At 67.8% G+C, this 25,776-nt stretch carries 23 protein-coding genes; 10 read left to right on the forward strand and 13 right to left on the reverse strand.

What is annotated here, in order from left to right:
• The first annotated feature begins 279 nt into the window (after positions 1–279).
• The 3 genes from egtB to egtD all read left to right on the forward strand — a co-directional run bounded on the left by egtB (position 280) and on the right by egtD (position 3,491).
• Positions 280–1,614, forward strand: a complete 1,335-nt coding sequence (egtB, locus tag ON22_RS22090; protein WP_033243478.1) for an ergothioneine biosynthesis protein EgtB — start codon at positions 280–282, stop codon at positions 1,612–1,614.
• Complete coding sequence (gene egtC / locus ON22_RS22095; protein WP_033243479.1) at positions 1,614–2,447, forward strand: ergothioneine biosynthesis protein EgtC; 834 nt, start codon at positions 1,614–1,616, stop codon at positions 2,445–2,447. The genes egtB and egtC overlap by 1 nt, the downstream gene beginning before the upstream one ends.
• Before the next feature lie 72 nt (positions 2,448–2,519).
• On the forward strand, positions 2,520–3,491 hold the full coding sequence (gene egtD / locus ON22_RS22100) for an L-histidine N(alpha)-methyltransferase (protein ID WP_033243480.1): 972 nt from the start codon (positions 2,520–2,522) through the stop codon (positions 3,489–3,491).
• Between the two features lie 3 nt (positions 3,492–3,494).
• On the opposite strand, the gene pth is transcribed toward egtD, so the two are convergent.
• Positions 3,495–4,070 carry an aminoacyl-tRNA hydrolase gene (pth, locus tag ON22_RS22105; protein WP_033243481.1) on the reverse strand — a complete coding sequence of 192 codons (576 nt, stop codon included), beginning with the start codon at positions 4,068–4,070 and terminating at the stop codon, positions 3,495–3,497.
• Between the two features lie 18 nt (positions 4,071–4,088).
• The gene (locus tag ON22_RS22110; protein WP_033243482.1) at positions 4,089–4,688 is read right to left on the reverse strand and encodes a 50S ribosomal protein L25/general stress protein Ctc; all 600 of its coding nucleotides are present in this window, start codon (positions 4,686–4,688) and stop codon (positions 4,089–4,091) included.
• A gap of 507 nt (positions 4,689–5,195) precedes the next feature.
• On the opposite strand from ON22_RS22110, the gene ON22_RS22115 reads away from it, so the two are divergent.
• Positions 5,196–6,836, forward strand: a complete 1,641-nt coding sequence (locus ON22_RS22115) for a peptide chain release factor 3 (protein WP_033243483.1) — start codon at positions 5,196–5,198, stop codon at positions 6,834–6,836.
• Positions 6,837–6,864: 28 nt separating this feature from the next.
• Here the strand turns inward: ON22_RS22115 and ON22_RS22120 are convergent, their stop codons facing one another.
• Together ON22_RS22120 and ON22_RS37415 are read right to left on the reverse strand one after the other, a co-directional pair.
• A complete protein-coding gene (locus tag ON22_RS22120; RefSeq protein WP_081595763.1) occupies positions 6,865–7,494 on the reverse strand; it encodes a nuclear transport factor 2 family protein in 630 nt (209 codons plus the stop codon).
• Positions 7,495–7,836: 342 nt separating this feature from the next.
• The gene (locus ON22_RS37415) at positions 7,837–8,817 is read right to left on the reverse strand and encodes an Abi-alpha family protein (RefSeq protein WP_231508505.1); all 981 of its coding nucleotides are present in this window, start codon (positions 8,815–8,817) and stop codon (positions 7,837–7,839) included.
• A 227-nt stretch (positions 8,818–9,044) separates the two neighbouring features.
• Between ON22_RS37415 and ON22_RS22130 the strand changes: the two genes are divergently transcribed.
• Together ON22_RS22130 and ON22_RS22135 are read left to right on the forward strand one after the other, a co-directional pair.
• A complete protein-coding gene (locus ON22_RS22130; RefSeq protein ID WP_051157936.1) occupies positions 9,045–10,367 on the forward strand; it encodes a DUF445 domain-containing protein in 1,323 nt (440 codons plus the stop codon).
• Positions 10,358–11,215 carry an Abi-alpha family protein gene (locus tag ON22_RS22135; protein ID WP_033243484.1) on the forward strand — a complete coding sequence of 286 codons (858 nt, stop codon included), beginning with the start codon at positions 10,358–10,360 and terminating at the stop codon, positions 11,213–11,215. Before ON22_RS22130 ends, ON22_RS22135 begins: the two co-directional genes overlap by 10 nt.
• Positions 11,216–11,452: 237 nt before the next feature.
• Here ON22_RS22135 and ON22_RS22140 read toward each other — a convergent pair whose 3' ends face one another.
• Together ON22_RS22140 and ON22_RS22145 are read right to left on the reverse strand one after the other, a co-directional pair.
• Positions 11,453–13,267: an ABC-F family ATP-binding cassette domain-containing protein gene (locus tag ON22_RS22140; protein WP_033243485.1), complete on the reverse strand. Its 1,815-nt coding sequence runs from the start codon at positions 13,265–13,267 to the stop codon at positions 11,453–11,455.
• Positions 13,268–13,568: 301 nt separating this feature from the next.
• Positions 13,569–14,540 (reverse strand): 4-(cytidine 5'-diphospho)-2-C-methyl-D-erythritol kinase, encoded by a 972-nt coding sequence (locus tag ON22_RS22145; RefSeq protein ID WP_081595765.1) that lies wholly within the window; start codon positions 14,538–14,540, stop codon positions 13,569–13,571.
• A gap of 143 nt (positions 14,541–14,683) precedes the next feature.
• Between ON22_RS22145 and ON22_RS22150 the strand changes: the two genes are divergently transcribed.
• Positions 14,684–14,893 (forward strand): heavy-metal-associated domain-containing protein, encoded by a 210-nt coding sequence (locus ON22_RS22150; protein ID WP_033243486.1) that lies wholly within the window; start codon positions 14,684–14,686, stop codon positions 14,891–14,893.
• On the opposite strand, the gene rsmA is transcribed toward ON22_RS22150, so the two are convergent.
• The 3 genes from rsmA to ON22_RS22160 all read right to left on the reverse strand — a co-directional run bounded on the left by rsmA (position 14,875) and on the right by ON22_RS22160 (position 17,443).
• Positions 14,875–15,762 carry a 16S rRNA (adenine(1518)-N(6)/adenine(1519)-N(6))-dimethyltransferase RsmA gene (gene rsmA, locus ON22_RS22155; protein WP_373280886.1) on the reverse strand — a complete coding sequence of 296 codons (888 nt, stop codon included), beginning with the start codon at positions 15,760–15,762 and terminating at the stop codon, positions 14,875–14,877. The two genes, ON22_RS22150 and rsmA, sit on opposite strands and share 19 nt — an antisense overlap.
• Before the next feature lie 504 nt (positions 15,763–16,266).
• A complete protein-coding gene (locus tag ON22_RS36825) occupies positions 16,267–16,458 on the reverse strand; it encodes a hypothetical protein (RefSeq protein WP_156052262.1) in 192 nt (63 codons plus the stop codon).
• Positions 16,459–16,609: 151 nt separating this feature from the next.
• Positions 16,610–17,443, reverse strand: a complete 834-nt coding sequence (locus tag ON22_RS22160) for a TatD family hydrolase (protein ID WP_033243488.1) — start codon at positions 17,441–17,443, stop codon at positions 16,610–16,612.
• Between the two features lie 309 nt (positions 17,444–17,752).
• Here ON22_RS22160 and metG point away from each other — a divergent pair, with 309 nt between their 5' ends.
• Complete coding sequence (gene metG, locus ON22_RS22165) at positions 17,753–19,318, forward strand: methionine--tRNA ligase (RefSeq protein ID WP_033243489.1); 1,566 nt, start codon at positions 17,753–17,755, stop codon at positions 19,316–19,318.
• A gap of 107 nt (positions 19,319–19,425) precedes the next feature.
• Here metG and rsmI read toward each other — a convergent pair whose 3' ends face one another.
• Positions 19,426–20,271, reverse strand: a complete 846-nt coding sequence (rsmI, locus tag ON22_RS22170; RefSeq protein ID WP_231508506.1) for a 16S rRNA (cytidine(1402)-2'-O)-methyltransferase — start codon at positions 20,269–20,271, stop codon at positions 19,426–19,428.
• A 614-nt stretch (positions 20,272–20,885) separates the two neighbouring features.
• Here rsmI and ON22_RS22175 point away from each other — a divergent pair.
• Positions 20,886–22,514, forward strand: a complete 1,629-nt coding sequence (locus ON22_RS22175; RefSeq protein ID WP_033243491.1) for a dolichyl-phosphate-mannose--protein mannosyltransferase — start codon at positions 20,886–20,888, stop codon at positions 22,512–22,514.
• A gap of 15 nt (positions 22,515–22,529) precedes the next feature.
• Here ON22_RS22175 and ON22_RS22180 read toward each other — a convergent pair whose 3' ends face one another.
• Together ON22_RS22180 and arcA are read right to left on the reverse strand one after the other, a co-directional pair.
• Entirely contained in the window at positions 22,530–22,889 is a 360-nt protein-coding gene (locus ON22_RS22180; protein ID WP_033243492.1) for a GntR family transcriptional regulator, read from the reverse strand.
• A gap of 30 nt (positions 22,890–22,919) precedes the next feature.
• Complete coding sequence (arcA, locus tag ON22_RS22185) at positions 22,920–24,176, reverse strand: arginine deiminase (protein WP_051157938.1); 1,257 nt, start codon at positions 24,174–24,176, stop codon at positions 22,920–22,922.
• 130 nt (positions 24,177–24,306) lie between these two features.
• On the opposite strand from arcA, the gene soxR reads away from it, so the two are divergent.
• Positions 24,307–24,885, forward strand: a complete 579-nt coding sequence (gene soxR, locus ON22_RS22190; protein ID WP_081595754.1) for a redox-sensitive transcriptional activator SoxR — start codon at positions 24,307–24,309, stop codon at positions 24,883–24,885.
• Here soxR and ON22_RS22195 read toward each other — a convergent pair.
• Positions 24,806–25,720, reverse strand: a complete 915-nt coding sequence (locus ON22_RS22195) for an SDR family oxidoreductase (protein ID WP_051157939.1) — start codon at positions 25,718–25,720, stop codon at positions 24,806–24,808. The two genes, soxR and ON22_RS22195, sit on opposite strands and share 80 nt — an antisense overlap.
• Positions 25,721–25,776 lie beyond the last annotated feature (56 nt).

Below are 25,776 nucleotides of genomic sequence, written 5' to 3' on the forward strand. Positions count from 1 at the left end.
CCCTGCTACCGACACCGGAGCGGCGCGGCAGCGTGGGCACCGCACCGGTTGCGGTCGGCGACTGTTCAGCCGGTCCGCCACCGAGAGCCGCGGGCCGGGCCCTGCCGTCCCCGCACCGGGTACACCTCGGGCGTGCGGGTCAGGGGTTCGATTCCCCCCGGCCCCCACGGGTACTCGGCGCGGTACCGCCCAACTGTTGCCGCACCTGCGGCTGTCGAGCAGGGCGTCTACCGGTATCCCCGGGAGGCGCCGATCCATGCTGTCGAGCGGAGTGATCACGTGACCATCCAGCACACCGACCGATCCGGAACCGAGCGCTTGCGCGAACATATCGCGTCGACACTGCAGCGGGCCCGGCAGCGGACAGCCGCGCTCACCGACTGTGTGGACGAGGCCGAACTCGTCGCCCAGCATTCCCGGTTGATGAGCCCACTGGTGTGGGATCTGGCCCATATCGGCAATCAGGAGGAGTTGTGGCTGGTCCGCGATGTCGGCGGCCGTGACCCGGTACGTGCCGATATCGACGAACTGTACGACGCGTTCAAACATGCCCGGCCCGACCGTCCGCAACTGCCGCTGCTGAATCCCGGCGAGGCCCGCGGGTATGTCGGCACCGTGCGGGAAAAAGTGTGGGATGTGCTCGAACGCAGCCCCTTGCAGGGCGGCGAGCTGGTCGACGGCGGGTTCGCGTTCGGCATGATCGCCCAGCACGAACAGCAGCACGACGAAACCATGCTGGCCACTCATCAGCTGCGCGCCGGCACCCCGGTACTGTCCGCCCCCGCACCACCGGCCGCCGGCACCGCGGTCCGCGGAGAGATCGTGATACCGGCGGGCGAATTCACCATGGGCACGTCCACCGACCCGTGGGCCCTCGACAACGAGCGCCCGGCCCATCCCGTGCACGTACCCGCGTACGCGATCGATGCCGCCCCGATCAGCAACGGGCAGTATCTCGAATTCGTCGCCGACGGCGGGTACGACCGGCGGGAACTGTGGTCCGAACGCGGCTGGGAACACCGGCAGCAGGCCGGGCTCACGGCGCCCCGATTCTGGGAACGGGATTCCGCGGGGCAATGGTGGCGACGCATATTCGGGGTACGCCGCCCGCTGCGGCCGCAACAGCCGGTGGTGCACGTGTGCTGGTTCGAAGCACAGGCCTACGCCACCTGGGCAGGTAAACGCCTGCCGACCGAAGCGGAATGGGAGAAGGCCGCCCGCTACGACCCCGCCACCGGCCGCACCCGCGCCTACCCGTGGGGCGATACCGAGCCCGGTCCGGCCACCGCCAACCTGGCGCAGCGTCATCTGGAACCGGCCGATATCGGCGCCTATCCGGCGGGTGCGTCGGCGGCGGGTGTGCATCAGCTCATCGGCGATGTCTGGGAATGGACCTCCTCGGGATTCCACCCGTATCCCGGCTTCCGGGCATTCCCCTACCGCGAGTACTCGGAGGTCTTCTTCGGCGGCGACTACCGGGTGCTGCGAGGGGGTTCGTTCGGCACCGACCCCGTCGCCTGCCGCGGCACCTTCCGCAACTGGGATCATCCGATCCGCCGGCAGATCTTCTCCGGATTCCGGCTGGCCCGCACCCTCGACCCGCGGGAGGCATGATGTGCCGTCATCTGGGTTATGTGGGCCCACCGGCGTCGGTGGGCGAACTCCTGCTGCGCGGGCCGCATTCGCTGCGCACCCAGTCGTGGGCGCCGCGGGATATGCGCGGCGGCGGCACCATCAATGCCGACGGGTTCGGGGTCGCCTGGTGGGGTCCGGACCCGGCGGCGGTGACCCGCTACCGCAACCCCGACCCGATCTGGACCGACCCCGCAGTGGAGGAAGTACTGCCGCAACTCACCTCCCGTGCGGTCCTCGGAAGTGTCCGTTCGGCCACCGTCGGAATGCCGGTGCAGCGTTCGTCGTGCGCGCCGTTCCTGTGGGATCGCTGGGCGTTCAGCCATAACGGGGTGATTCCGCAGTGGCGGACGGCGCTCACCGCCGTCCTGTCCGATCTCGATGTGGCCGCCACCCGCGCGGGAATGACCCGCCGCTACGAGACGAGCCACCTACTCGAAGCCGAAGCGCTCACCGATTCCGCCGCACTGTGGGTACTACTGCGCCGCCTGCTCGACCCCGATACCCCGGCCGGTCTCGCCGAAGACCCCGGCACCGCGCTGCGCCTGCTGGTGACCACGGTGCTGCACCATGCGCCCGACGCCCGGTTGAACCTGCTGATCGGCGACGGCCGGGCGCTCTGGGCGAGTACGTGCTACCACTCGCTGTCCGCGCTGGTCACCGATGATTTCGCGATCCTGTCCTCCGAACCGTACGACGACGATCCGCGGTGGCAGTCGCTACCCGACCGGGTGGTCGTCCATGCCGAACCCGGCCGGCTGAACGTCGAACCACTGGAACCCGCCGTATCCACCACAGGAGGTCGAGATGCGTAAACACACTGCGCCCGCGGCGCACACGGTTTCCGTCCCCCGGGACCGACAGGGCATCCCGGCAGGGGTCGGCCGGTGAACGAACCCACAGTCGAAGTCCACCTCACCGACGCCGACCTGACGACCGCCCTACGCGCCGACGCCCGTCGCGGTCTCACCGACAGCCCGAAATGGCTGCCCCCCAAATGGTTCTACGATGCCCACGGAAGTGAACTGTTCGAGCAGATCACCGCCCTGCCCGAGTACTATCCCACCCGCACCGAAAGAGCACTGCTGGCGACCGTCGCGGGGGCGATCGCACGGACGGCGCAGGCGGAGGTACTGGTCGAACTGGGATCGGGTTCGGCCAGTAAGACCCGCCTGCTACTCACCGCCCTCACCACCGAGGGACCGTTGAAGACCTATGTCCCGCAGGATGTTTCGGAATCCGCACTGCGGGCTTCCGCGGCCGAGATTGCGCTGGAGTTCCCCGGACTGGCCGTACACGGGGTGGTCAGCGATTTCACCGACACCCTGGCAACCCTGCCGCGCGGCGGGCGGCGGATGATCGCTTTCCTCGGCGGCACACTCGGCAATATGGTGCCGACGGAACGCGCCGAATTCCTCGGCGGTATCCACGATGTGCTCGAACCCGGCGAACAACTGCTGCTCGGTACGGGATCGGTGGTGGACCCGTCGATCCTGATCCCCGCCTACGACGACGCCGCCGGTATCACCGCCGAATTCAACCGGAATGTCCTGCGCGTCCTCAACACCCGGCTGGGAGCCGATTTCGTCCCCGAGGCGTTCGACCATATCGCGCATTGGGACGCGGACAACGAGTGGATCGAAATGCGGTTGGCGGCCACCGCGGATATGGAAGTCACCGTCGCCGATCTGGACCTCACAGTGCACTTCGCCCGCGGTGAACAGCTACGCACCGAGATCTCCGCGAAATTCCGCCCCACCGGCCTGGACACCGAACTCCGCGCCGCGGGCTTCGTATCGGAGCACACCTGGACCGACCCCGACAATCGTTTCGCCCTGACCCTCGCTGCCCGCGTCTGAACGTCAGTGCAGCTGGTTCTGCGCGGTTTCCAGACCCACCCGAAGCAGCAGCTCTACTGCGTCGGCCGCCTGCTCGACGACCACCGGCAGCTCTTTACGCTCGGCCGACGCGAACGGTTTGAGAACGAAATCGGCGGGATCCTGGCGGCCGGGTGGGCGGCCGATACCGATCCGGGTGCGCAGATAGTCCTTGGTGGTCAAGGCGCCGGAAATCGAGCGCAACCCGTTGTGTCCGCCCTCACCGCCACCGCGCTTCAACCGGACCGCGCCGAACGGCAGATCCAGTTCGTCGTGGACGACGATCACCTCGGTGGGCGGTACGGAGAAGAAACGGGCCAGCGCCGCCACCGGCCGCCCGGACAGGTTCATATACGACCGCGGTTTCGCGACCAGGATCTGCCGCCCGTCCAGCCGGGCCTGCAACAGATCGGTACCCGACTTCTTGTGGACGGTGAAACGGCCGCCGATCCGCTCGGCGAGCGAATCGGCGACCAGAAAGCCCACGTTGTGCCGGGTGCGTTCGTACTCGGGACCCGGATTGCCCAGACCGACGACGAGCGCCGGTGCGGTATCGGCCATCGCGGAAGGTGACCCGTCCTATTCGGCGGTTTCGCCCTCGGCGCCTTCGCCCTCGGCAGCCGGCTCGGCGGCGGCGCGGGCCTCGACGATGTTGACCAGCAGCGACTCGGGATCGCCGACCAGGCTGACACCCTTGGGCAGCTCGATCGCACCGGCGGTGATCTGGGTGCCCGCCTCGGCATTGAAGATCGAGACGTCGATCGACTCAGGAATGTTCAGGGCGTCGGCGGAGACGGAAACAGTAGTGGCCTCCTGGGTCACCAGGGTGCCCGCGGCGGCCTCACCGGTCAGGTTGATCGGCACATCGGCGGTGACCGCTTCACCGCGCTGCACGATCAGCAGGTCGGCGTGTTCGATGTAGCGGTGGATCGGGTGCACGACGACCGACTTCGTCAGCGCCAGCTGCTTCTTACCCTCGATCTCCAGGTTGAGCACCGCGTTGGTGCCGTGCTGGCGCAGGATGGCGGCGAACGACAGGGCATCCAGCGAAAGATGCTGCGGATCGGACTGGTGTCCGTACAGGACCGCCGGAACGTTGCCCGCGCGGCGGGTGCGGCGCGCGGCACCCTTGCCGAACTCGGTGCGGATCTTCGCTTCGAGAAGGTTGACGTCGGACATGACTGGATAACTCCTACGGCTCTACCGGGCTTATGGGCGGTTGCCAGGGATATCGCGCCCCTGGTCAGGTGGTCTGCTCGTCAGGCGAAGACCGAACGCCAGCGGCCGGAAGCCGCGCCGCGTCGATCACGGTGCCGCAAATTTGCGAACCCTCGCCGAGACAACCCGAATACTGTAACCCAGCAGCCCTGAAAGTCCGGAATCGGGAGGTGCTGTGCTTATTGGCGCGCCTTCGGCGCGCGGGTTTCGGCCCCCCTTGGCGTGGTCGTTCAGCCCTCGACACTCGCGGCTGCGCCGCATCGCATCGAGGGCTGAACGACCACGCGGGCCGAAACCTCACAGGGCCTCGCTGAACTCGGCACCGGGCAGTGCTTACGTGCGGTTCGAATCGGACCCGCGCTTCGAATCGAACCCCGGAGGGTAGTACCGAGCCGGCGCCGGTCCAGGTACGGCGGTCACGTAGCCTGAACGGTTGTTCCCGATCTCACCGCCGAAAGGTTTTCTCCGTTGACCGCCTCCACCGAGGGCACCGCGCCCGCCGCGCGCGGACTGGCCGGCGAGGTGTCGCGGCGCCGCACCTTCGCCGTGATCTCGCATCCCGACGCAGGTAAATCGACGCTCACCGAAGCGCTCGCGCTGCATGCCCGCAAGATCTCCGAGGCCGGTGCCATCCACGGCAAGGCGGGCCGCAAATCCACCGTCTCGGACTGGATGGAGATGGAGAAGGCGCGCGGTATCTCGGTGAGCTCCACCGCGTTGCAGTTCAACTACCGGGCCGCGGGCTCCGATATCGACAATGTGATCAATCTCGTCGATACTCCGGGCCACTCCGATTTCTCCGAGGACACCTACCGGGTGCTCACGGCGGTGGATGCCGCGGTGATGCTGATCGACGCCGCGAAGGGTCTCGAACCGCAGACCTTGAAACTGTTCCAGGTATGCCGTCACCGGGGTATCCCGGTGATCACCGTCATCAACAAATGGGACCGTCCCGGGCGGGCCCCGCTGGAGCTGCTCGACGAGATCGAGGAACGGATCGGCCTCACCCCGACCCCGCTGTTCCTGCCGGTCGGTATCGCGGGTGATTTCCGTGGTCTGCTGCGCCGCGGCCCCGAGGGCGCGGCTGCCGAGTACATCCATTTCACCCGGACCGCCGGCGGCGCCACCATCGCGCCCGAAGAAGCGCTCACGGCGGAATCCGCCGAGGCCCGGGAGGGCGCGGCGTGGACCACCGCGGCGGAGGAGAGCGAACTGCTGTCGGCCACCGGGCAGGACCACGACCAGGAGATGTTCCTGGCCGGGCAGACCTCCCCGGTGATCTACGCCTCGGCCATGCTCAACTTCGGTGTCCGGCAACTGCTGGAAACACTGGTCGAGCTGGCCCCCGCGCCGGGTTCGCGCGCCGATATCGGCGGTAGCCCGCGTAACCCGCAGGACCCGTTCAGCGCGGTCGTGTTCAAGGTGCAGGCGGGTATGGACACCGCCCACCGCGACCGGCTCGCGTTCATGCGCATCGTTTCGGGCGAGTTCGAACGCGGCATGGTGGTCACCCACGCGCAGACCGGCCGGCCGTTCGCGACCAAATACGCGTTGACCATCTTCGGCCGGGAACGCGAAACCGTCGATACCGCCTACCCCGGCGATGTGGTGGGCCTGGTCAACGCGACCGCGCTCGCACCCGGGCACACCCTGTTCGTCGACAAGAAGGTCGAATTCCCGCCGATTCCGTCGTTCGCCCCGGAACATTTCGCCGCCCTGCGAGCCCGCAGCGCCGGCAAGTACAAGCAGTTCCGGAAGGCGATCGATCAGCTCGATTCCGAGGGCGTGGTGCAGGTGCTGCGCAACGATGCCCGCGGTGACGCCTCCCCGGTGCTCGCCGCGGTGGGCCCGATGCAGTTCGAGGTGGTGACTGCGCGGATGCAAGGCGAATTCGGGGTGGAGACCCAGCTCGACAATCTCGCCTACACGATTGCCCGCCGCACCGACGCGGCCTCGGCCCCTGAACTGGACCGTCAGCGCGGGGTGGAGGTGTTCACGCGCAGCGACGGCGCGATCCTCGCGGTGTTCAGCGATAAATGGCGGCTGCAGTACATCCAGAAGGAAATGCCGAAACTCACCTTGGAACCGCTGGTCGCCGCCGCCGACTGAGGCCGGCGGCGGTGCGCGGGGTGACCGATCAGCCCGCTGCCCGGTGCTCGGGACCCGGATATTCCTGGTCGCTGCCGCCGATGGCCTGCTCCGGCGGCTCGTCGCGCGTCGCGGTCTCCCGGGGGTCGCGTTCGACGGATTCGACGCCGTCCGAATGCTGGGTCAGCCCCCACCGGTTGGCGGTCAGCCGCAGACTGGGCAGATCGCTGAGCGATAGCACCACCTCGTAGGTGCGTTCGTAGCCCGTATGCGCGATCCGCCAGCGGCTGTCGTCGCAGCGGACGTACTCGTCGGTGTAGAAGGCGGCGCCGCGCAGCAGCATATTGTTCTCGGGAATCAGCACCGTATCGGAGAGGTACCAGATTCCGGTGGCCCGATCACCGTTCACATCGATCTCCGGGTGGTCGCAGCGGTGCTCGGTGATGACATGCGGGCCCAGGGTGTTGCGCAGGAAAGTCAAATAGGCTTCCCGGGACTCGAACTGCAGGTATTCGCTGTAGGTGGCCGTCGCTTCCGGGATCATCGTTTCGGCGAAGTCATCCCAGAGTTTGCTGTCCAAGGTCCGGACATAGCGGAATTTGAGGCGATGGATCTCCAGGACATCCTCCGATGCGGCGGATGCAGGCGGGCGTGACGGGTTCGGTCGTGCGGGTCCCATGGTCAGCGGCACATCCGTTTCGGGTTCGAGCCGCGGCGGGAGCGATATATCGAGTCCGGCGCCCAGCGCCGCCGCGAGCGCGGCGCCGGAGAAGGCCATGGTTTCACTGCTCTGACCCGGCCGCCGGGAAAAACCACCCGGGTGCGGCCCCGGATCGTTGCGCTCCTCGCCCTGGTCCATAACTCCACCATCCCACCTGAAATGGACAAATTGGGAGGCTATTCAGATCTGTATCGGATTGCTATCCAGCGTCGGCGTTATTACGGGAGTCGAATCCGGGCCGGTCAGCGGGGCTTTCCGGCCGGGTGCGCGTGGCGTTCCGTGACCCTGGCGGGGCGGTTGTCAGGGCCGCTGACCGTTGCCGATGGTGAAACAGGTACGGCAGAAATCCTCGCCGAACTCCGTCAGGCGCAGACTTTTGCGCACGATTTTCGGGGCCCGGCCCGCCTTTTTCAAAGCGTCCTCCACGATCGGCTGGACCTCGAGCACCATATAGCGGCTCAGCACCACGGGATCGTCGGAATTATGGGTCAAGCCCAGCCGGCTGAGGTTGATCAGATACGACCGGGCCCGGTCGATGTAGCGCACACCGGCCTGCTCCGGTACCGAGGTCAGCCCACCGGAGATCAACTCGGAGCCGATACCCAGCGGGCGGTTGGTGCGGACGTCGACCGTCGGCTGCGGGCCGTTGAGGGCCATATAGCGCAGGATGCGGGCCTCGTCGGGGGCCAGTTCGTCGAGAATCCGGTCGTAGGCGGGATGCACCTCTTCGGTGAAGTAGACATCGGCCGAACGGGCCAGCAGCGCATCCCCGCGTTTACGGAGTTCGGCGACGGTGGCCGAACGCATATACGAGCCCACCGCCACCGTCTGCGGACCGGAGGCCTGCCCGGTCGGCACATAGCTGACGATTTCGCGCACCGAACCCTCGGTGACCCCGAGCGCACTGCGCGCGATCGACCGTAGCGCGTTACCGGTGCGCTCGGCGATCTCGGCCGAGGACTCCCCGTCCAAGGCCGCCTGGGTGATCTCCCGGGTGACCTCGAAGGACGTGTTCGCCGCCCACTGGCCACCGCGCACCACACTGCCCGCCGCGACCCCGGCAGCACGGAAAACGCCGCGGATGAGACGGGCCTCGTTGCTGATCTGCCGCTGCTCGACATCGGCGCTGCGTTCGACACTCGACGGCGGACGCCGGACGACATCGGCCGGGTCGGGACTCGTCTTCGGCGCCGGACCCGGGCCGTTACCGGCCGGTGGACTCCATTGCACGGGCCGGGAACCGGTCCGGGTGAACTCCTGTCCGGTCCTGTCGTCTGCCACGTCTACTCCGATATCGCCAGATGAACGAATCCCGCTCACCGATTATTGCCCATCGACGGTGATAGCCCCGCGCCGGACCATGGATCCGGCTCACGTCTGAGACACTAATGTGTCGCGGCCGGTCGCGCTGCCGGTGGGATGGCCGCCGCAGCGCGGTTACGGTCCGGTTGTGGTGCTAATTTGAAATCCCGGTGAGGCGGCGATCACCGGGAGCAGGAGGGTGTGTCGTGTTGGAGAGTGTGTTCGGGGTGCACCCGACGATCCTCCTGGAATTACTGACCATTCCGCTGTTCACCGGCGTCATCGGTTACATCACCAACTGGACCGGCGTGCTGATGCTGTTCCGGCCGATCGCCTTTCACGGTATCCGGATCCCGGGCCTGCGGTACCTGTACCCGTATCTGCCCAAGCGGATCCAGATACTGCCGCTGCTGAGCCACGACGGCCGCTTCGGCTGGCAGGGCATCGTGCCGTCACGGGCCGACAAAATGGCCAGTATCGCGGTGGACAAAGGACTTTCGAAACTCGGCAGCGTCGCCGATTTCTATCGCGAACTGGAACCCGACGCGCTCGCCGAGCATCTCGCGCTCACCGCCGAAACCCAGATCCGCGATATCGTCGAGAACATCCTGCGCCGCGACCATCCGCAGCTCTGGTACAACCTGCCGTCCCAGCTCCGGGAGATGGTGCATGCGCGGGTCCGCCAGCAACTACCGGATATTCTGCGCGAACTCACCGACGAACTCGGCGCGAACATCGATCAGCTGCTCGACGTCAAACAAATGGTGATCCGGTATTTCCAGGCCCGGCCGCAACTGCTCAACCAGCTGTTCCAGGTGCTGGGCGCCAAAGAATTACGGTTCATGCAGAATTTCGGTCTCTATTTCGGCGCCCCCATGGGTGTGGTGCTGGTGGCGATCCTGCACACGACCGGATGGCCGACCTTGGCGGTCCTGCCGATCGGCGGGGTGATCATCGGCTGGGTGGTCAACTGGGTGGGCCTGAATATGATCTTCGCGCCCGCCGAGCCGAAATGGTGGTGCCCGTGGCGGCAGGGTCTGCTGATCAAACGGCAGAACGAAATCACCGACGGTTACGCCGAACTCGTCTCCACCCAGGTGATGACGGTCGCCAATATCGGTGACGAACTGCTCAACGGACCCAAATCGGATCGCACCCTGCAGATGCTGGAGGACACCCTGCGACCGGCCGCCGATCGTGCCCTCGGCCCGGCGCGCGGCGCGGTGAAACTGGTCCTCGGCAACCGCGACTACGAGACACTGACCCAGACCCTGACCTCCGAGGCGATGGCCATCGCGCCACTGGCGTTCGCCGACGCCGACTTCAACGAACGCCAGGGCAAACAGATCGGCGCCTATATCGCCAAGCAGATGTCGGAGCTCTCACCGAACGATTTCGTCGATATGTTGCGTTCGGCCATCAAACAGGACGAATGGCTGCTGTTCGTGCACGGCGGCGTTCTCGGGCTGTTCGCGGGATACGCGCATATCCTGGTGTTCGGAACGGGGGTGGCGACCACATGGCTGTGAACGAGGAATCCCGGGACACCGGTGAGCCGGGCCGGACAGGTCCCGGCGAACACCGCGATCCGGCGGGGCCCATCGGTCCCGTCGCGGCGGTGCGCGCCGTGAGCGGGGTCGCGCGGGTCGCAGCGTCGGTGGTGTCCGGTACCGCGCGGTGGGGAGTGCATACCGCGCTGGATGTCACCGAGACCGTGGTACGCGGCAGTATGGCCGGGCAGCCGCCCGCCGAGATCCGCACCGATGCGACCCGGCAGATCCGGGAGGCGCTGCGCCTGGCGCTCGGGGTCACCGCCACGGAATCGTCGGCCACCACCTCCCCGACCGAACGATCGCTGCGGGAACAGGGCGCGGCACTGCTACGCCTGGCCGCCAGCACGCGGGCACCCGACGAGGGACATCCGGCGTTCGCCCGGATCCTGGCCGAACTCACCTCCGACGAAGCCCGCATCCTGCGGCTGCTGCGCCTCGAGGGACCACAGCCGACCGTGACCGTCCGCGGCGGCCGGGCGTCACGGCGCGCCCGCCGATCCGGGGAAGCACGATCCGGAGCGGACGATCTCGGTGTGAGCATGATCGGTGAGCACGCCGGGCTCCGGCATCCGGAACGGATCCAGCGTTATTTGAACAACCTGCGGCGGGTGGGCCTGATCGACACACTGCCCGAACCGGTCGGCACCCCCGAGCGCTACCAGCTCCTGGAAGCCCAGACAGCGGTGGCCGACCTGCTGAAACAGGCCGGCGGCCGAGGGAAGCTCCAGCACCGGGGCATCGCCCTCACCACCTTCGGCGCCGAATTCGTGCAGACCAGCCTGCCCATTGCCGGTGAGGAAGGTCCTGCCACCGGCACACCCTGATACGGCAGCACCTGGTGCGGCGGTGCCGGGCGGGCGCAGGCGGTTCATCGGCCGATCGGCAACGGTGGCCCCCGGTATGCTGAGCTGCGCCACTCGCCGCCGGTTCACGAGGACCCGTGGCGGCGCAGACAGCTGTTCCGGGCGGGTCCCTGCCGGGGCGCGGGGTCGTCCGCGGTCATTGCCGACGCGGCGCTGCGCCCGGCGCGATGTACCGACCGGCCGGTGGCCCGTGACCGCTCAGACCTGGTCGGCGAGCTCCATCCAGCGTTCCTCGGCGGTTTCCTTCTCCGCCTGCACCTCTTTGAGCTCGGCGCCGAGGGTGACCAGTTTCTCGGGCTCCGTCGCCGCGGCGGCGAGCGCGGTATGCAGCTTCGCCTCGCGTTCGCCGAGTTTGTCGATGGCGCGTTCCAGGCGGGAGAGTTCCTTACGGGCCGCGCGGTAGGCCGCCGAATCGGTTTGCGACGCCTCCGCCCGGCTCGCGGACGCGGACGCCGCCTGCCGGGCCGTATCCCCGGCCTCGAGTTCGGCCCGCCGGGCCAGATACTGAGTGATCCCGCCGGGCAGGTTGGTGAGCTTACCGTCGCCGAACAGCGCCCAGGTGCTGTCGCAGATCCGCTCGATCAGGTAGCGGTCGTGGCTGATCACCACCAGCGTTCCGGCCCAGTTGTCGAGCAGATCCTCCAACTGCTGCAAGGTGTCGATATCGAGGTCGTTGGTGGGTTCGTCGAGCAGCAGCACATTCGGCTCCGCCATGAGGATGCGGGTGAGCTGCAGCCGGCGGCGTTCACCACCCGACAGATCCCGGACCGGAGTGCGCTGCCGGGCCGGAGTGAACCCGAGTCGTTCTGCCAGCTGACCGGCGGACAGTTCCAGCGCCTTGCTGCCCTCGCCGAGCGTGATCCGCATGGCGATCTCCTGGACCGCCTCGAGCACCCGCATCTCGGTCGGGAGATCGTCGAGTTCCTGCCGCAGCCAGCCGATCCGCACGGTCTGCCCCTGCACCCGTTTCCCCGCGACCGGTTCGACATCGCCGGCCAGTGCCCGCAGCAGAGTGGTCTTACCCGAACCGTTCACCCCCACCAGGCCGACCCGCTCGCCGGGAGCCAGCCGCCAGGTCAGGTCCCGGACCAGTTCGCGGCCGTCGGGTGTGGTGAGGGTGGTGTCCTCGAGCTCCACCACCACCCGGCCCAGCCGCTTCTTGGCGAACGAAGCCAGCGACACACTGTCCCGCGGCGGCGGGACATCGGCGATCAGCGCCTCGGCGGCCTCCACCCGGTAGCGCGGTTTGGAAGTACGGGCCTGCGGGCCCCGCCGCAACCAGGCCAGTTCCTTACGCGCCAGGTTCCGCCGCCGGGCCTCGGTGGCATCGGCCTGCCGGGCGCGTTCGGCGCGCGCGAAGATCCAGTCGCCGTATCCACCCTCGTAGGTTTCGACCCGGCCACCCACTACTTCCCAGGTTCGGGTCGCGACGGTGTCGAGGAACCAGCGATCGTGTGTGACCACGACCAGCGCGCTGCGCCGGGCCAGCAGATGTTCGGCCAGCCACTGCACACCCTCGACGTCGAGATGGTTGGTCGGTTCGTCGAGCACCAGCAGGTCCAGGTCGCGCACCAGGGCGGCGGCCAGCGCGACCCGGCGGCGTTCCCCGCCGGACAGATTCGTGACGGTGGTGTCCAGGCCCAGCCCGGCGATCCCGATGCCGTCGAGCACCGACCGGATCCGCGGATCCGCGGCCCATTCGTGTTCGGCGATATCGCCCGTCGGCGCGTCGTCGGCCAACCCGGCGAGCACGACCTCGCCGATGGTCGCGCCCTCGGGTAGCACCCCACGCTGGGTGACCACGGCCATCCGCAGTCCACCGAGCCGGCTGACCCGGCCGCCGTCGGGCTCCTCGATCCCGGTCAGCACCTCGAGCAGCGTGGTCTTACCGCCGCCGTTGAGACCGACCACCCCGATCCGCTCGCCCGCATGCACACCGAGCGAGACCCCGTCGAGCAGTGGTTTGATCCCGAAACTCTTGCTGACCTGTTCGAGATTGATCAGGTTGGCCATGAATCCTTCCGCCTCCGCTGCCGGCCACGCCGATACGCGACCCCGGCCAGCCTATCGAGGCCTCCGCACCGGTCGACCGCCGCCGGGGTCGAGCACCACCCGGCCGACGGAACCGTGGCTACCGAGGCGCGCGGCGAGCTCCGGAATCAGGCCGGCTCGATGCCGAACCGGCAGGGATCACCCCCGGCGCAGGCTGCGGCTGGGGCTCCCGCCCCCGAGCAGCCCGGGCATCCGCCCGGATTCGAACTGGATTCGAAGCCGGTGGCGGTCGATGCGCTCGATGCCGGGACGACCGAACGAGTTACGCCCGCCAGGGGCCGGGGGGCGGCGGTTCCGGGGACGGGTAATGCGGTTCTTCCTGGCCGGTTATCCGCGCCCCGGGTACCGGACCGGTCGCCGTCCGCACACTGCGGGCCACTCCGGCACCGGAGAGTTCTGCTGCCACGGCGACGGCGGATTCGGTGGTTTCACAGAGGAAAGCACAGGTCGGGCCGGAACCGGAGACGAGACCGGCCAGTGCTCCGGCCTCCACCCCGGCACGGAGTGTGCGGCGCAGGTCAGGGCGCAGGGAGACCGCCGCGGCCTGTAGATCGTTGCCGAGCAGCGGGGCGAGCTGGTGTGCGTCTCCGGAGGCCAGGGCCTGCATGAGGGCCTGGGGTTCGCCGAGGCGCGGTGGCTTGCCCTGGACGCGGAGCCGATCGAGCTCGGTGAAGACCTCCGGGGTGGACAGCCCGCCCTTCGCCAGGGCGAGCACCCAGTGGAATGAATTGCGCGAGAGCACCGGGAGCAACCGTTCCCCGCGTCCGGTGCCGAGCGCGGTCCCGCCGTGCAGGGCGAAAGGCACATCGCTGCCCAGTTCGGCGCCCACCGCGGCGAGTTCGTCCCGATGCAGGCCCAGTTCCCAGAGCTCGTTCAGGCCCACCAGGGTGGCGGCCGCGTCGGCGCTGCCGCCGGCCATTCCGCCGGCTACCGGAATACCTTTGTCGATGGTGATTTCCACCAGCGGTGCGCGGCCCGCCAGCTGGGCGAGCCGGACTGCTGCCTTCCAGACGAGATTGGTGCGGTCGGTGGGGACTTCCGCGGCGCCTTCCCCGGTGACCCGCAGGGTGAGCGAGTTGGCGGGGGCGATCTCCAGATCGTCGGCGAGGGACAGGGCCTGGAAAACGGTGGTGAGCTCGTGGTAGCCGTCGGCGCGCAGGTCACCTACTCCCAGATGGAGGTTGACCTTCGAGGGTGCCCGCACGGTGACGGGACTGGGCACAACGGACAGCACGGTGCCCAAGCCTAATAGGTGCTGTTGGGCGGGGACCATCCGAAGACCGTGCAGGGACCCGGACCACACCACCCTTGCGCCTATTACCCCCCGGGGGTATATTCGTGGCGTCCCGGCAGAGGACCGAGCACGAAGGAGACACCATGTCCACCACCAGCACTTACACCGTCAGCGGTATGACCTGCGACCACTGCGTCCAGGCGGTGAAAACGGAAATCGGCAAAATCGACGGCGTCACCAGCGTGGACGTCGATCTCGCCTCGGGCCGGGTCGTGGTCGACGCAGCCGCCGGAATCGCCGATACCGATATCGCGGCCGCAGTGGACGAAGCGGGCTACGAACTGGCGAGCTGATCGCCGGCCTGCGCGGCGAGGCGAACGAAGGCCGCGGTGTCGAGGGTTTCCCCGCGTGCGGTCGGCGCGATTCCCGCGGCGACCAGCCTTCGTTCCGCCTCCACCGGGCTACCCGCCCAGCCCGCCAGTGCGGCCCGCAATGTTTTCCGGCGCTGCGCGAATGCGAGATCGATCACCTCGAACACCCGCAACCGGTGCGATTCGTCCACCGGCCAGGGTGGTTCGGCGAACCGATCCACCCGCACCAGCCCCGATTCCACCTGCGGCACCGGCCAGAACACCTGCCGGCCCACCGCACCCGCCTTCGATACGGTGCCGTAGAAACCGGCCTTCACACTCGGTACGCCGTACACCCGGCCACCCGGCGGCGCGGCCAGCCGGTCCGCGACCTCGGCCTGCACCATCACCAAAGCCGTAGTGATACTCGGGAATTCGGCCAGCAGATGCAGGAGCACCGGAACAGCCACGTTGTAGGGAAGATTCGCCACCAAGGCGGTCGGCGCGGCCGGCAGCATTCCCGCACGGACCCGCAGTGCGTCACCGGGCACCACGGTCAGCCTGTCGGCCAGGGTTGCGGCCCGTTCCCGCACCGTATCGGGCAACTGCTCCGCCAGCACCGGGTCGATCTCGACGGCGAGCACCGAATCCACGACATCCAGCAGAGCCAGCGTCAGCGACCCCAGACCCGGCCCCACCTCGAGCACCGTATCCGCACGCCCGACACCGGCCGCGGTCACGATCCGCCGGACCGTATTACCGTCGTGCACGAAGTTCTGCCCGAGCTGTTTGGTCGGGCGGACACCGAGCCGCTCAGCCAGCTCCCGCACCTGTGCGGGCCCCAGCAGAGCCACCTCACCACGCGCCATCATCTCGGCATCCGACACCGGGCGAACTTACCAACTGGGGTTTCGGCGCCGTTTCCGGTGGTGCCGGCCGGCGTTTATGGTGCCGCCGCGGGCGGTGCGGATCGGAGTCCATGGCGATACCTCCGACAGCGGTGCCGGCCGGCGGTTACGGCAATACCTCCGGCGGTGTCGATCGGAGTCCATCGCGAAACCTCCGGCAGCGCCGCCGACCAGCGTTCACGGCGATAGCTCCCGGCGACGCGGATCGGCGGATGAACAGAATCGGGGTCGGGAGTGGACCGTCCGCGAAGGGGCGGGCTGTGATTTTGGAGACGCTCCGCGTCTCGAGGGGTGGGGCCCTTATGGGCCCGGTTCTTCACTCCTCCGCTCCTCCGCTTCGCTCCCCCGCTCCGTCGCTCCAGAACCGGGCGGGCCCCACCCCGGGGTCCGCCAAGGGGAGCGATCACGGTCGAATCGGAGGGTCGGTCGAGCTTCACGCTTACCGGTCGGCAGTCGCGGTGTGTACTGCTAGACGAGTGCGGGTTGGGGCACCGGCAGTTCGATGGCGTGACCGGCGGGGGCCGAATGCGCCCGGTCGCTGTGGGAACCGTTGGCGACGATGGCCGCGCCCGCACCGATGATCAAAGTCAGCAGTACGGCGGCGATCGCCACGTAGAGCATGAGCGAGCGTGAGGAGTTGATCCTCGCAAAGGGTGACACGGTCACGGGACGATAACGAAGGTCGGTGGTCCCGACAACCGCAACGAACCGACCCGCCGGTCCGGCGACACCATCCGCCCGCCGAGACCCTGCTAGACGAAACGACGCGGGAAAAACTGTGTCGTAAATCACTTTCCCGCCGACGGCGGTTTCAGGCAGTGAGTCCGTACACACGGCGCGCATTCGCCGTACTGATCTCCGCCAACTCCACCGGATCCTGCGCCCGCAATTCCGCCACCGACCGCACGGTGTACGGCAGGCAATACGGCTCGTTCGGCGCGCCCCGATACGGATGCGGAGTCAGATACGGCGCATCGGTTTCGACCAGCAACTGATCGTCCGGCACCACCTTCACCGCCTCACGCAGTTCGTGCGCGTTCTTGAAACTCGCGGTCCCCGAGAAACTCAAGATATAGCCCTCGGCCACGCAGGACAGCGCCATATTCGCGTCCGAGGAGAAACAGTGGAAGATCACCGTCTCCGGGGCGCCTTCGTCGAGCAGCACGGTCAGCAGATCGTGATCGGCTTCCCGGTTGTGGATCATCAGCGGTTTACCGATCCGTTTGGCCAGATCGATATGCCAGCGGAAACCCTCGATCTGCGTTTCGATATCGGCGCAGCCGTCGAGTTTGCCCGGCCAGTAGTAGTCGAGCCCCGTCTCCCCGACTGCCACCACGCGCGGATCGGCCGCCAGCTTCTCCAGCTCCGCCCGCGCCGCATCGTCGAGGGCGTTCGCCCGCGTCGGATGCAGGGCGACCGCCGCATACACCCGGTCGTCCCAATGCGCGGCCTGCACGGCCCAGCGGGCGGCGGCCAGATCGTCGGCGACGGTCACCACCCGGCCGACCCCCACTCCGGCCGCCCGGTCGACCATCTCCGCGACCGAAGCCGCATCGGTGGCCCCGCACGCGTCGAGATGGGTGTGGGCATCCACGAGCGGCGCCAGCGGTTCGGGCAGCGGCGGGGCGGGACGCCGGGCGCTCATCGGCGGGCCACCGATCGCCGGCCGGCCGAGTTCACAGCCGGGTGAGACTTTCGCACGGATTCACGAAGGGGCACGGTCCTCACAGTAGAGTCCGCCACCACCGGGCCGGACACCTGCCGGTGCGGATGCCACACACCTGCCGGTGCGATGCCACTGCGCCGACGCCCGGCAGCGGCGCGGACCACCGACGTCGCAGAGCCGGGGGCCGGAATGGATTCCCGCCCGCGCACCGGGACCAGTAACCTCTGATGCCATGAACACGCAGTCGAGTCGGGTTCACACCGGTCCGCATGATGGAATCAAGGCACCATGAGCGCAGCCGAACGCCCCGCCTTCTATATCACCACGGCCATCGCGTACCCGAACGGTGCGCCGCATATCGGGCATGCCTACGAGTACATCTCCACCGATGCACTCGCCCGGTTCAAGCGGCTCGACGGGTACAACGTGTTCTTCCTGACCGGCACCGATGAGCACGGCCAGAAGATGCAGCAGACCGCCGCCGCGGAGAACGTCGCGGTGGAAGAGCTGGCCGCGCGTAACTCCGATGTGTTCGAGCGGATGGACAAATCGCTCGATATCTCCTTCGACCGGTTCATCCGCACCACCGACGCCGACCATCAGCGTGCCAGTATCGCGATCTGGCAGCGGATGCTCGACAACGGCGATATCTACCTCGACAACTACTCCGGCTGGTACTCGGTACGCGACGAGGCGTTCTACACCGAGGAGGAGACGACGCTGCTCGACGACGGCAGCCGCATCTCCACCGAAACCAACACCCCGGTGACCTGGACCGAGGAATCCAATTTCTTCTTCCGGCTCTCGGCCTACCAGGACAAACTGCTGGCGCTCTACGCCGAGCATCCGGAATTCATCGCCCCGGCGACCCGGCGCAACGAGATCGTCAGCTACGTCAAGGCCGGCCTCAAGGATCTGTCGATCTCCCGGACCACCTTCGACTGGGGTATTCCGGTGCCCGGCCACCCCGATCACGTCATGTACGTATGGGTGGACGCGCTCACCAACTACCTCACCGGTATCGGCTTCCCGGAAACCGATTCCGCCGCGTTCGGCACGTTCTGGCCGGCCGATGTACACATCATCGGCAAGGACATCACCCGCTTCCACACCGTGTACTGGCCCGCCTTCCTGATGTCGGCCGGTGTCGAACTGCCGAAGCGCGTCTTCGTGCACGGGTTCCTGTACAACAAGGGCGAGAAGATGTCGAAATCGGTCGGCAATGTGGTCGACCCGCTGGAACTCGTCGACACCTACGGCCTCGATGCCGTCCGTTTCTTCCTGCTGCGCGAAATCTCCTACGGCCAGGACGGCAGCTACAGCCACGACGCCATCGTCTCCCGGATCAACGCCGATCTGGCCAACGAGTTCGGCAACCTGGTGCAGCGCAGCCTGACCATGGTCGCCAAGAACTGCGGCGCGGCGATACCCACTCCGGGTGAGTTCACCGCCGACGATCGCGTTCTGCTCGACCGCGCGAACGGCCTGCTGGAACGCTGCCGGGCCGAATTCGATGCGCAGCAGATGCACCTGGCGCTGGAACAGATCTGGCTCACCCTCGGTGAAACCAACCGCTACTTCACCGCCCAGGCGCCCTGGACGCTACGCAAATCCGGGACCGAGGAAGACCTCGCCCGGATGGCGACGGTCCTCTACGTCACCCTCGAGGTGATCCGGATCGTGGCGATCCTGGCCCAGCCGGCCATGCCGGGTTCGTCGGCCAAGATCCTGGACCTCCTCGCCCAGCCGGGCCGCGATTTCGCCGATATCGCGACACCGCTGGTCCCGGGCGTCCCGCTGCCCGCACCGGCACCGGTGTTCCCGCGCTACGTGGAACCCAAAACCGACGAGTGATCTCCGAGGCCGCCCTACTGTGGCCGGGGCCGGCCGGACTTCGAGTAGGTGGGTCGAATGCCGCATTCACCCGACCTGTCCCATGGGCGGCGTGAGACCGCGCCGTTTCACTCGACAGCGGCGCGGCGGGCGGCCAGGACGGCGTCGTAGAGTTCGCGGCGCGAAACTCCGGCTATCTCGGCGATCTCCGCGCTGGCATCCTTGAGTCGCAGCCCCGCGGCGGCGCGTTCCTCGACCTGCGCGACGAGGTCCTCCGGTTCGGCGACGGTCGCGCTCGCCCCCTCGAGGACCACCGTGATCTCCCCGCGCACACCGCCGGCCGCCCACTCCGCGAGCTCGGCCAGCGTGCCGCGTACCACCTCTTCGTAGGTCTTGGTGAGTTCCCGGCACACCGCGGCCCGGCGGTCGCCGCCCAGCACCTCGACAGCGTCGGCCAGGCATTCGGCCAAACGGTGCGGGGCCTCGAAGAACACACAGGCCCGCCGCTCGGAGACCAGGGTGCCCAGCCACTCCTTGCGCCGCCCCGATTTGCGCGGCGCGAACCCGTCGAAACAGAACCGGTCGACCGGCAACGCGGACAGCGCCAGCGCCGTCGTCACCGCCGAGGGGCCGGGGAGGCAGGTCACCGGCAGATCCCGTTCGGCGCAGGCCGCCACCAGCCGGTACCCGGGATCGCTCACCGAGGGCATCCCGGCATCGGTGACCAGCAGTACGGTCCGGCCGCCGGCGATCTCCTCCAGCAGTGCGGGAACCTTCGCCGACTCCACATGGTCGTAGAAGCTCATCACCCGGCCACGGATCTCGACACCCAGCGCGTCCGCCAGCGACCGGGTCCGCCTGGTGTCCTCCGCCGCGACGATATCGGCGGACCCCAGCGCTTCCCGCAATCGCGCGGAAGCATCCCCGATCTGCCCCAGCGGTGTCGCCGCCAGAACCAGTCCGCCCGTTGTCACCACAACTCCTTGTCTTTTGGCGCCGACTCCGTCGGCGCGGGTTTTGGCCCCCCTTGGTCCCTGCTGTCAGCACTCGATGCTCGCGGCTGCGCCGCATCGCATCGAGCACTGACAGCAGGGACGGGCCAAAACCTTTCAGGGCCTCGTAAGACTCGGCTCCACCGTTGGTTACGTCGGTCTTGCTGTGGGCTGCGGCCGCGATCTCGTGTGCACAGTCCGCTTCAGGCACCCCTGTTCCGTGGTTGTGCGCACCTTGTTCCGTGGTCGTGCGGCAGCCTGGTGCATCTCCGGGGCCACCGCGGGCCCCTGGTTTCGGCGGTCCGCAACTACCTGGAACGTATCAGGTGAGTGGTACGAGTTCCGCCTGCTACCGCCCAGCACGTCCCGGGCGGCGATGACCTGGGCGAAGTGCAGCAGATCGCAGCGCAGTTCGGCGGCGCGGGGCGAGCAAGATCAGCACACCGCAGATACCGGCGACACCCCAGCGCAGTTCGGCGGCGCGAGGTGGGCGGATTTGCTCCGGTCGACCGATATGTCCGCCTCGCCGCGTACCCGGCCGCGACCGGTTCGGGCGTGTGGCGTCACGCGGTGGGCACACCCATAGACTCGGTGCCGTGAATCAGCTGACCGACTCGCGCCCGAGCGCGTCCTGGCGGCCGCCGCGTACTTGGTCGAGCCCGGCACCGCTGCGGCCCGCACCGGATTTCGGTCCGACCGATACCGTGCGCGGCTGGGTGGTCAGCCTGTTCTTGACGGCGATCGCGGCCGTCACGCGGTTCACCATGCTCAGCTACCCCACCGACGCGGGTACCCCGGTTTTCGACGAGAAGCACTACGCCCCGCAGGGGTGGCAGATCCTGACCGGCCGTATCGAGGACAACCCCGGTTACGGACTGGTGGTGCATCCACCGGTGGGTAAGCAGATGATCGCGCTCGGTGAAGCGTTGTTCGGTTACAACGGCTGGGGGTGGCGGTTCACCGCGGCGCTGGCCGGCACCCTGCTGGTACTGCTGGTCATCCGGATCGTCCGGCGGATGACCCGGTCCACGCTGCTCGGCGCATTCGCCGGAATCCTGCTGATCGCCGACGGGGCGAGTTTCGTCTCGTCGCGCATCGGCATGCTCGACATCTTCATCACCTTCTTCGTCACCGCCGCCTTCGGTTGCCTGATCGTCGACCGCGACCAGGTCCGGGCGCGCCTGGCCCGCGCCGACGCCGAGGGCCGGATCGCGGAGACGCCGTGGGGTCCGCGGCTGGGTGTGCGCTGGTGGCGGTTCGGCGCCGGGGTCCTGCTCGGGCTCGCGTGCGGAACCAAATGGTCGGGCCTGTATTTCATCGCGGCATTCGGCCTGATGAGTGTGCTGTTCGATCTGTCCGCGCGCCGCGCCTACGGTGTGCGCAAACCCCTGTTCGGCACCGCGATCCGCGATATCGGCCCGGCACTGTACGCGCTGGTCGTGATACCGCTGGGCGTCTACCTGGCCTCTTATGCCGCGTGGTTCCGCGAAGAAACCGCGGTCTACCGCTATATGGCCGGTAACCCGTCGGCTCCCGAGGACGGTATCGGCACGGGTGGTTTCTGGTCGCACCTGTTCCCCGACGCTCTGCGTTCCCTGTGGTACTTCCACTCCCGCACCCTCGGCTTCCACTCCGAGCTCACCAACTCGGCCGGCAACCATCACCCGTGGGAATCCAAACCGTGGACGTGGCCGATGGGCCTGCGCCCGATGCTCTACTACTACGCCGACGACGGGGTCACCGGCTGCGGGCAGAGCGAATGCGTGAAAGCCGTCATGCTGATCGGCACCCCGGCGCTGTGGTGGGTCGCACTACCGGTGCTGGCCTGGGGGCTGTGGCGCTGGGTGGTGCGCCGCGACTGGCGTTACGCGGCCGTACTCACCGGATACGGCGCGGCGCTGCTGCCCTGGTTCCTCACGCTGGACCGGCAGATGTACTACTTCTACGCGGTCGCGCTGGCCCCGTTCCTGGTGATGGCGCTGGCTTTGGTCTTCGGCGATATCCTCGGCACCGCACGACGAGCAGCGGCCCGGAGTCCGGGCGGCGGCACCGCTCCCTTCCTCCCGCCCGAACCGAGCGAACGGCGCAGTCTGGGACTGCTCGCGGTATGCCTGTATCTCGCCCTGGTGATCGCGAATTTCATCTGGTTGTGGCCGATCCTGACGGCCCTGCCCATCACCACCGGCAGCTGGCAGGACCACCTCTGGCTACCCAGCTGGCGATGAGCAAGGGCGCCCGGGTCAAGCGATCAGGGCGGTTTCGACGTAGTGGAGGGCGGCTGTGCCGTCGAGCCCGAGCCGGCGGATCGTCGCTACGTATTCGGCGGCGGCTCGGCCGGCGGCATCGGCGGTGGGGTCGCCGGAGGAGGCGATGAAGGTGCCCCGCCGGCCGCGGGTTTCCAGGACGCCGTCCTGTTCCAGTTCCCGGTAGGCCCGGGCCACGGTATTGGGCGCCAGACCCAGTTGCGCCGCAAGCGCACGCACCGTCGGAATCTTGGTTCCCGCGAGGAGTTCACCTGCCCGCACGCGGGCGATAACGGCCAGACGTAGTTGTTCGTAGGGTGGGACGCCCGAATCGTGCGACACCGTGATCTCGAACATGCGTCCGTTCTTACCGCATCCGGCCGCTTCTCATACGCTATCCCGGGCAAGTGGGCAGGAAAGACAACGTGGACCGCCGCGGCCCGAGCCCAACTCCGAGCCGGGTATGCGCAGCACCTCGATACCGGAATCTTCGAGGCGGGCATTGGTCATCTCGTTACGTTCGTAGGCGACCACGACTCCGGGGCCCAGGGCGAGCGTGTTGTTCCCGTCGTCCCACTGTTCGCGTTCGGCGGTGACCCCGTCCGTTCCGGTATCGATCACCCGGAGTTTGCCGATCCCCATCGCTGCCGCGGCGGCGGGCAGGAACGGGTCGGGCCCGGTGACCACGCAGCTGTCGGTATCGGTGCGGCGGATCGTGTACGCGGTGAGGGTTTCGCGCACGCCCGGATACATCACCACCGCATCCGTATCGACCATGGTGCAGACGGTGTCGAGGTGCATGGTGGCACGGTTCTGCGCGATCGGTGCCACCAGCACGGTGTGTGCGAGCCCGTCGTCGAACAGGCTGCGGGCCAGGGCTTCCGCACCGGCCGGGGTGGTGCGTTCACCGACGCCCACGGCCACCACCCCGGGGGCCAGCAGCAGCACATCACCGCCTTCGATGGGCGCGGTATGCGATTCGTAGGCCCGCCGGACGCCGAGGAATCTCGGGTGGAAGGCGTAGATCAGATCGGTCAGCGAGGTTTCGCGCGCGCGGGCGGGCAGCGCCAGTGCGGTGATCGCGACCTTGGGGCCGACCCAGAACGAAGAGTCGCGGGTGAACAGGAGATTCGGCAGCGGGTCGATGACGAAATCGCCGCCGTGGTGCATACGGCGGACGAGGGAGGTGTCGTCGGCGGCGAAGGGCAGTTCGTCGAAGGTCATCCCCGCCATCAGGATTCGGGCGAGCTCCGGTGCGGGGACGCCACGCAGCTGGGCGGCCAGTTCGGCGGCGAGCGAATGGCCGAGGCGGCGTGCGTGCACGGCCGCGGAGATGCCCTGGATACGGGCGGCGCCGCTGACTGCGAGGGTTTCGGCGAGCAGGTCGGCGAGTAGCAGTACCTCTACCCCGCGGTCGCGCAGGGCCGTCGCGAAGGTGTCGTGTTCCTGCTGGGCGCGTTCCACCCAGGGAATGGCGTCGAAGAGCAGTTGATCGTTGTTGCGCGGGGTGAGCCGGCGCAGTTCGTCGCCGGGCCGGTGCAGCAGTACGGCGCGCAGGTTGCCGACTTCACTGGTCACCCCGTAGGTGGGGGCCGGGTGGGCGGTGTCCCGTTGCCGGGTATCGGATGCGGCATCTGATCCCATGTCCCGACAGTAATGCGCGCGGCGGCCGGCGGCATCCGTGCGGGCGCCGGGTTCGCGGCATATTTGCCCCGGATTCGGCCCACAACGCCAGCAACCCTGAAGTATGGTTGAGGATGACGGAGGAGGGCGGATGCCGACAACGGATTGGAAAACCAGAGAGCTGACCCCGGGTCAGCTCTCCGAGCGTAGCGGAGTCGCAGTGTCCGCGTTGCACTTCTACGAACGCGAAGGCCTTATCTCCAGCCGCCGGACCAGCGGGAATCAACGCCGCTACACCCGGGAGACGCTGCGCCGGGTCGCCTTCATCCGCATCTCCCAGCGGGTCGGAATCCCACTGAGCGAAATCCGCGACGCACTGGACCGTTTGCCGGAAGGTCGCACACCCACCCGGCGCGATTGGGAAACCCTGTCCACCGCCTGGCAGGCGGATCTGGACGAGCGGATAACTCAGCTGGTCCGGCTACGGGACAACCTCACCGGATGCATCGGCTGCGGCTGCCTGTCGCTGGGTAGCTGCAAACTGGTCAACGAACACGACCGGCTCGGCGCCGAAGGTCCCGGCGCCCGCGTCCTCGACGTTCACCTGAACTGCCCGGAGCCGGGCCTGTGCGACGACCCCGGCGACCCGCTCAGTGCGCTGCCGGAGAATCCGGATCCGGTGTGCTCGCTACCGCCCGATCCCGATTCACCGACTGTTTCAGCGTGCTGAACTGCCGGTTGGCCTGCCGCATCAGCAGTTCGTAGGGGAAGGCGAACTTCCGCTTCCACCAGTAACCGAAGCGGATATCGAAGGAGCTGTACACCAGGAAGCGGTTGCGTTCGATCCCCTTCAGGATCGCCGCGGCGACCTTCTCCGGCGGTACGGCGTGGCGGGTGAACAGCGAGGTCACCCGCTGCACTCGCGGATTCTCCTTGTCCACGCCGACCAGGTCGAAGGTCCGCACCAGCGGCGTCGCCACCGCGCCCGGCGTCACCAGATGCACCGTGATCCCGTGCTCGGCGAGCTCGAACCGCAGCACCTCCGACAAACCCCGGAGGCCGTATTTGCTCGCGCTGTAGGCGGCATGCCACGGCAGGGCCAGTAACCCCGCCGCCGAGGAGACATTCACCAGCGCGCCCGGCTGCCCGGACCGCACCATCGGCGGAACGAAACGTTCGATGACATTGATCGGCCCGAGCAGATTGATATCGACCATCCGGCGCCAATGCCGGATCTCCAGACTGTCGACGGTTCCCCAGACGGAAGTCCCGGCCACATTCATCACCACGTCCAGGCTGCCGAAAGCCTCGTGCACGGCGGCGGAGAACTCGGCGACGGCGTCGTAGTCGGAGATATCGAGCACCCGCGAGATGAGCACCGTCCCACCGGCGCGTTCGATCTCGGCGACCGTGGCGGCCAGCCCGTCGGCGTCGATATCGGTGAGTACCAGCCGCGCACCACGGGCCGCGGCCGCCAGCGCGGTCGCCTTCCCGATACCGCTGGCGGCGCCTGTGACCAGCGTTTTCGCGCCCTGTACCGATTTCCTGCGGTTGACCCGCCCCATGCCGACTCCCGATCTACGACTGCGCTGTCGGCAGCAGCGTACCGAGCCGAGGCCCC

This window comes from Nocardia carnea NBRC 14403 (assembly GCF_000308515.1).
Taxonomy (GTDB): Bacteria; Actinomycetota; Actinomycetes; order Mycobacteriales; family Mycobacteriaceae; genus Nocardia; species Nocardia carnea.

Bases quoted from the DNA above. Each gene is read 5' to 3' on its own strand.
- ON22_RS22150 (WP_033243486.1), top strand. From the start codon at position 14,684: ATGTCCACCACCAGCACTTACACCGTCAGCGGTATGACCTGCGACCAC.
- ON22_RS22110 (WP_033243482.1), bottom strand. From the start codon at position 4,688: ATGTCCGACGTCAACCTTCTCGAAGCGAAGATCCGCACCGAGTTCGGC.
- ON22_RS22135 (WP_033243484.1), top strand. From the start codon at position 10,358: ATGGCTGTGAACGAGGAATCCCGGGACACCGGTGAGCCGGGCCGGACA.
- arcA (WP_051157938.1), bottom strand. From the start codon at position 24,176: ATGGGATCAGATGCCGCATCCGATACCCGGCAACGGGACACCGCCCAC.
- pth (WP_033243481.1), bottom strand. From the start codon at position 4,070: ATGGCCGATACCGCACCGGCGCTCGTCGTCGGTCTGGGCAATCCGGGT.
- ON22_RS22160 (WP_033243488.1), bottom strand. From the start codon at position 17,443: ATGAGCGCCCGGCGTCCCGCCCCGCCGCTGCCCGAACCGCTGGCGCCG.
- metG (WP_033243489.1), top strand. From the start codon at position 17,753: ATGAGCGCAGCCGAACGCCCCGCCTTCTATATCACCACGGCCATCGCG.
- ON22_RS22140 (WP_033243485.1), bottom strand. From the start codon at position 13,267: ATGGCCAACCTGATCAATCTCGAACAGGTCAGCAAGAGTTTCGGGATC.
- ON22_RS22180 (WP_033243492.1), bottom strand. From the start codon at position 22,889: ATGTTCGAGATCACGGTGTCGCACGATTCGGGCGTCCCACCCTACGAA.
- soxR (WP_081595754.1), top strand. From the start codon at position 24,307: ATGCCGACAACGGATTGGAAAACCAGAGAGCTGACCCCGGGTCAGCTC.
- rsmA (WP_373280886.1), bottom strand. From the start codon at position 15,762: ATGATGGCGCGTGGTGAGGTGGCTCTGCTGGGGCCCGCACAGGTGCGG.
- ON22_RS22195 (WP_051157939.1), bottom strand. From the start codon at position 25,720: ATGGGGCGGGTCAACCGCAGGAAATCGGTACAGGGCGCGAAAACGCTG.
- egtC (WP_033243479.1), top strand. From the start codon at position 1,614: ATGTGCCGTCATCTGGGTTATGTGGGCCCACCGGCGTCGGTGGGCGAA.
- ON22_RS22120 (WP_081595763.1), bottom strand. From the start codon at position 7,494: ATGGGACCCGCACGACCGAACCCGTCACGCCCGCCTGCATCCGCCGCA.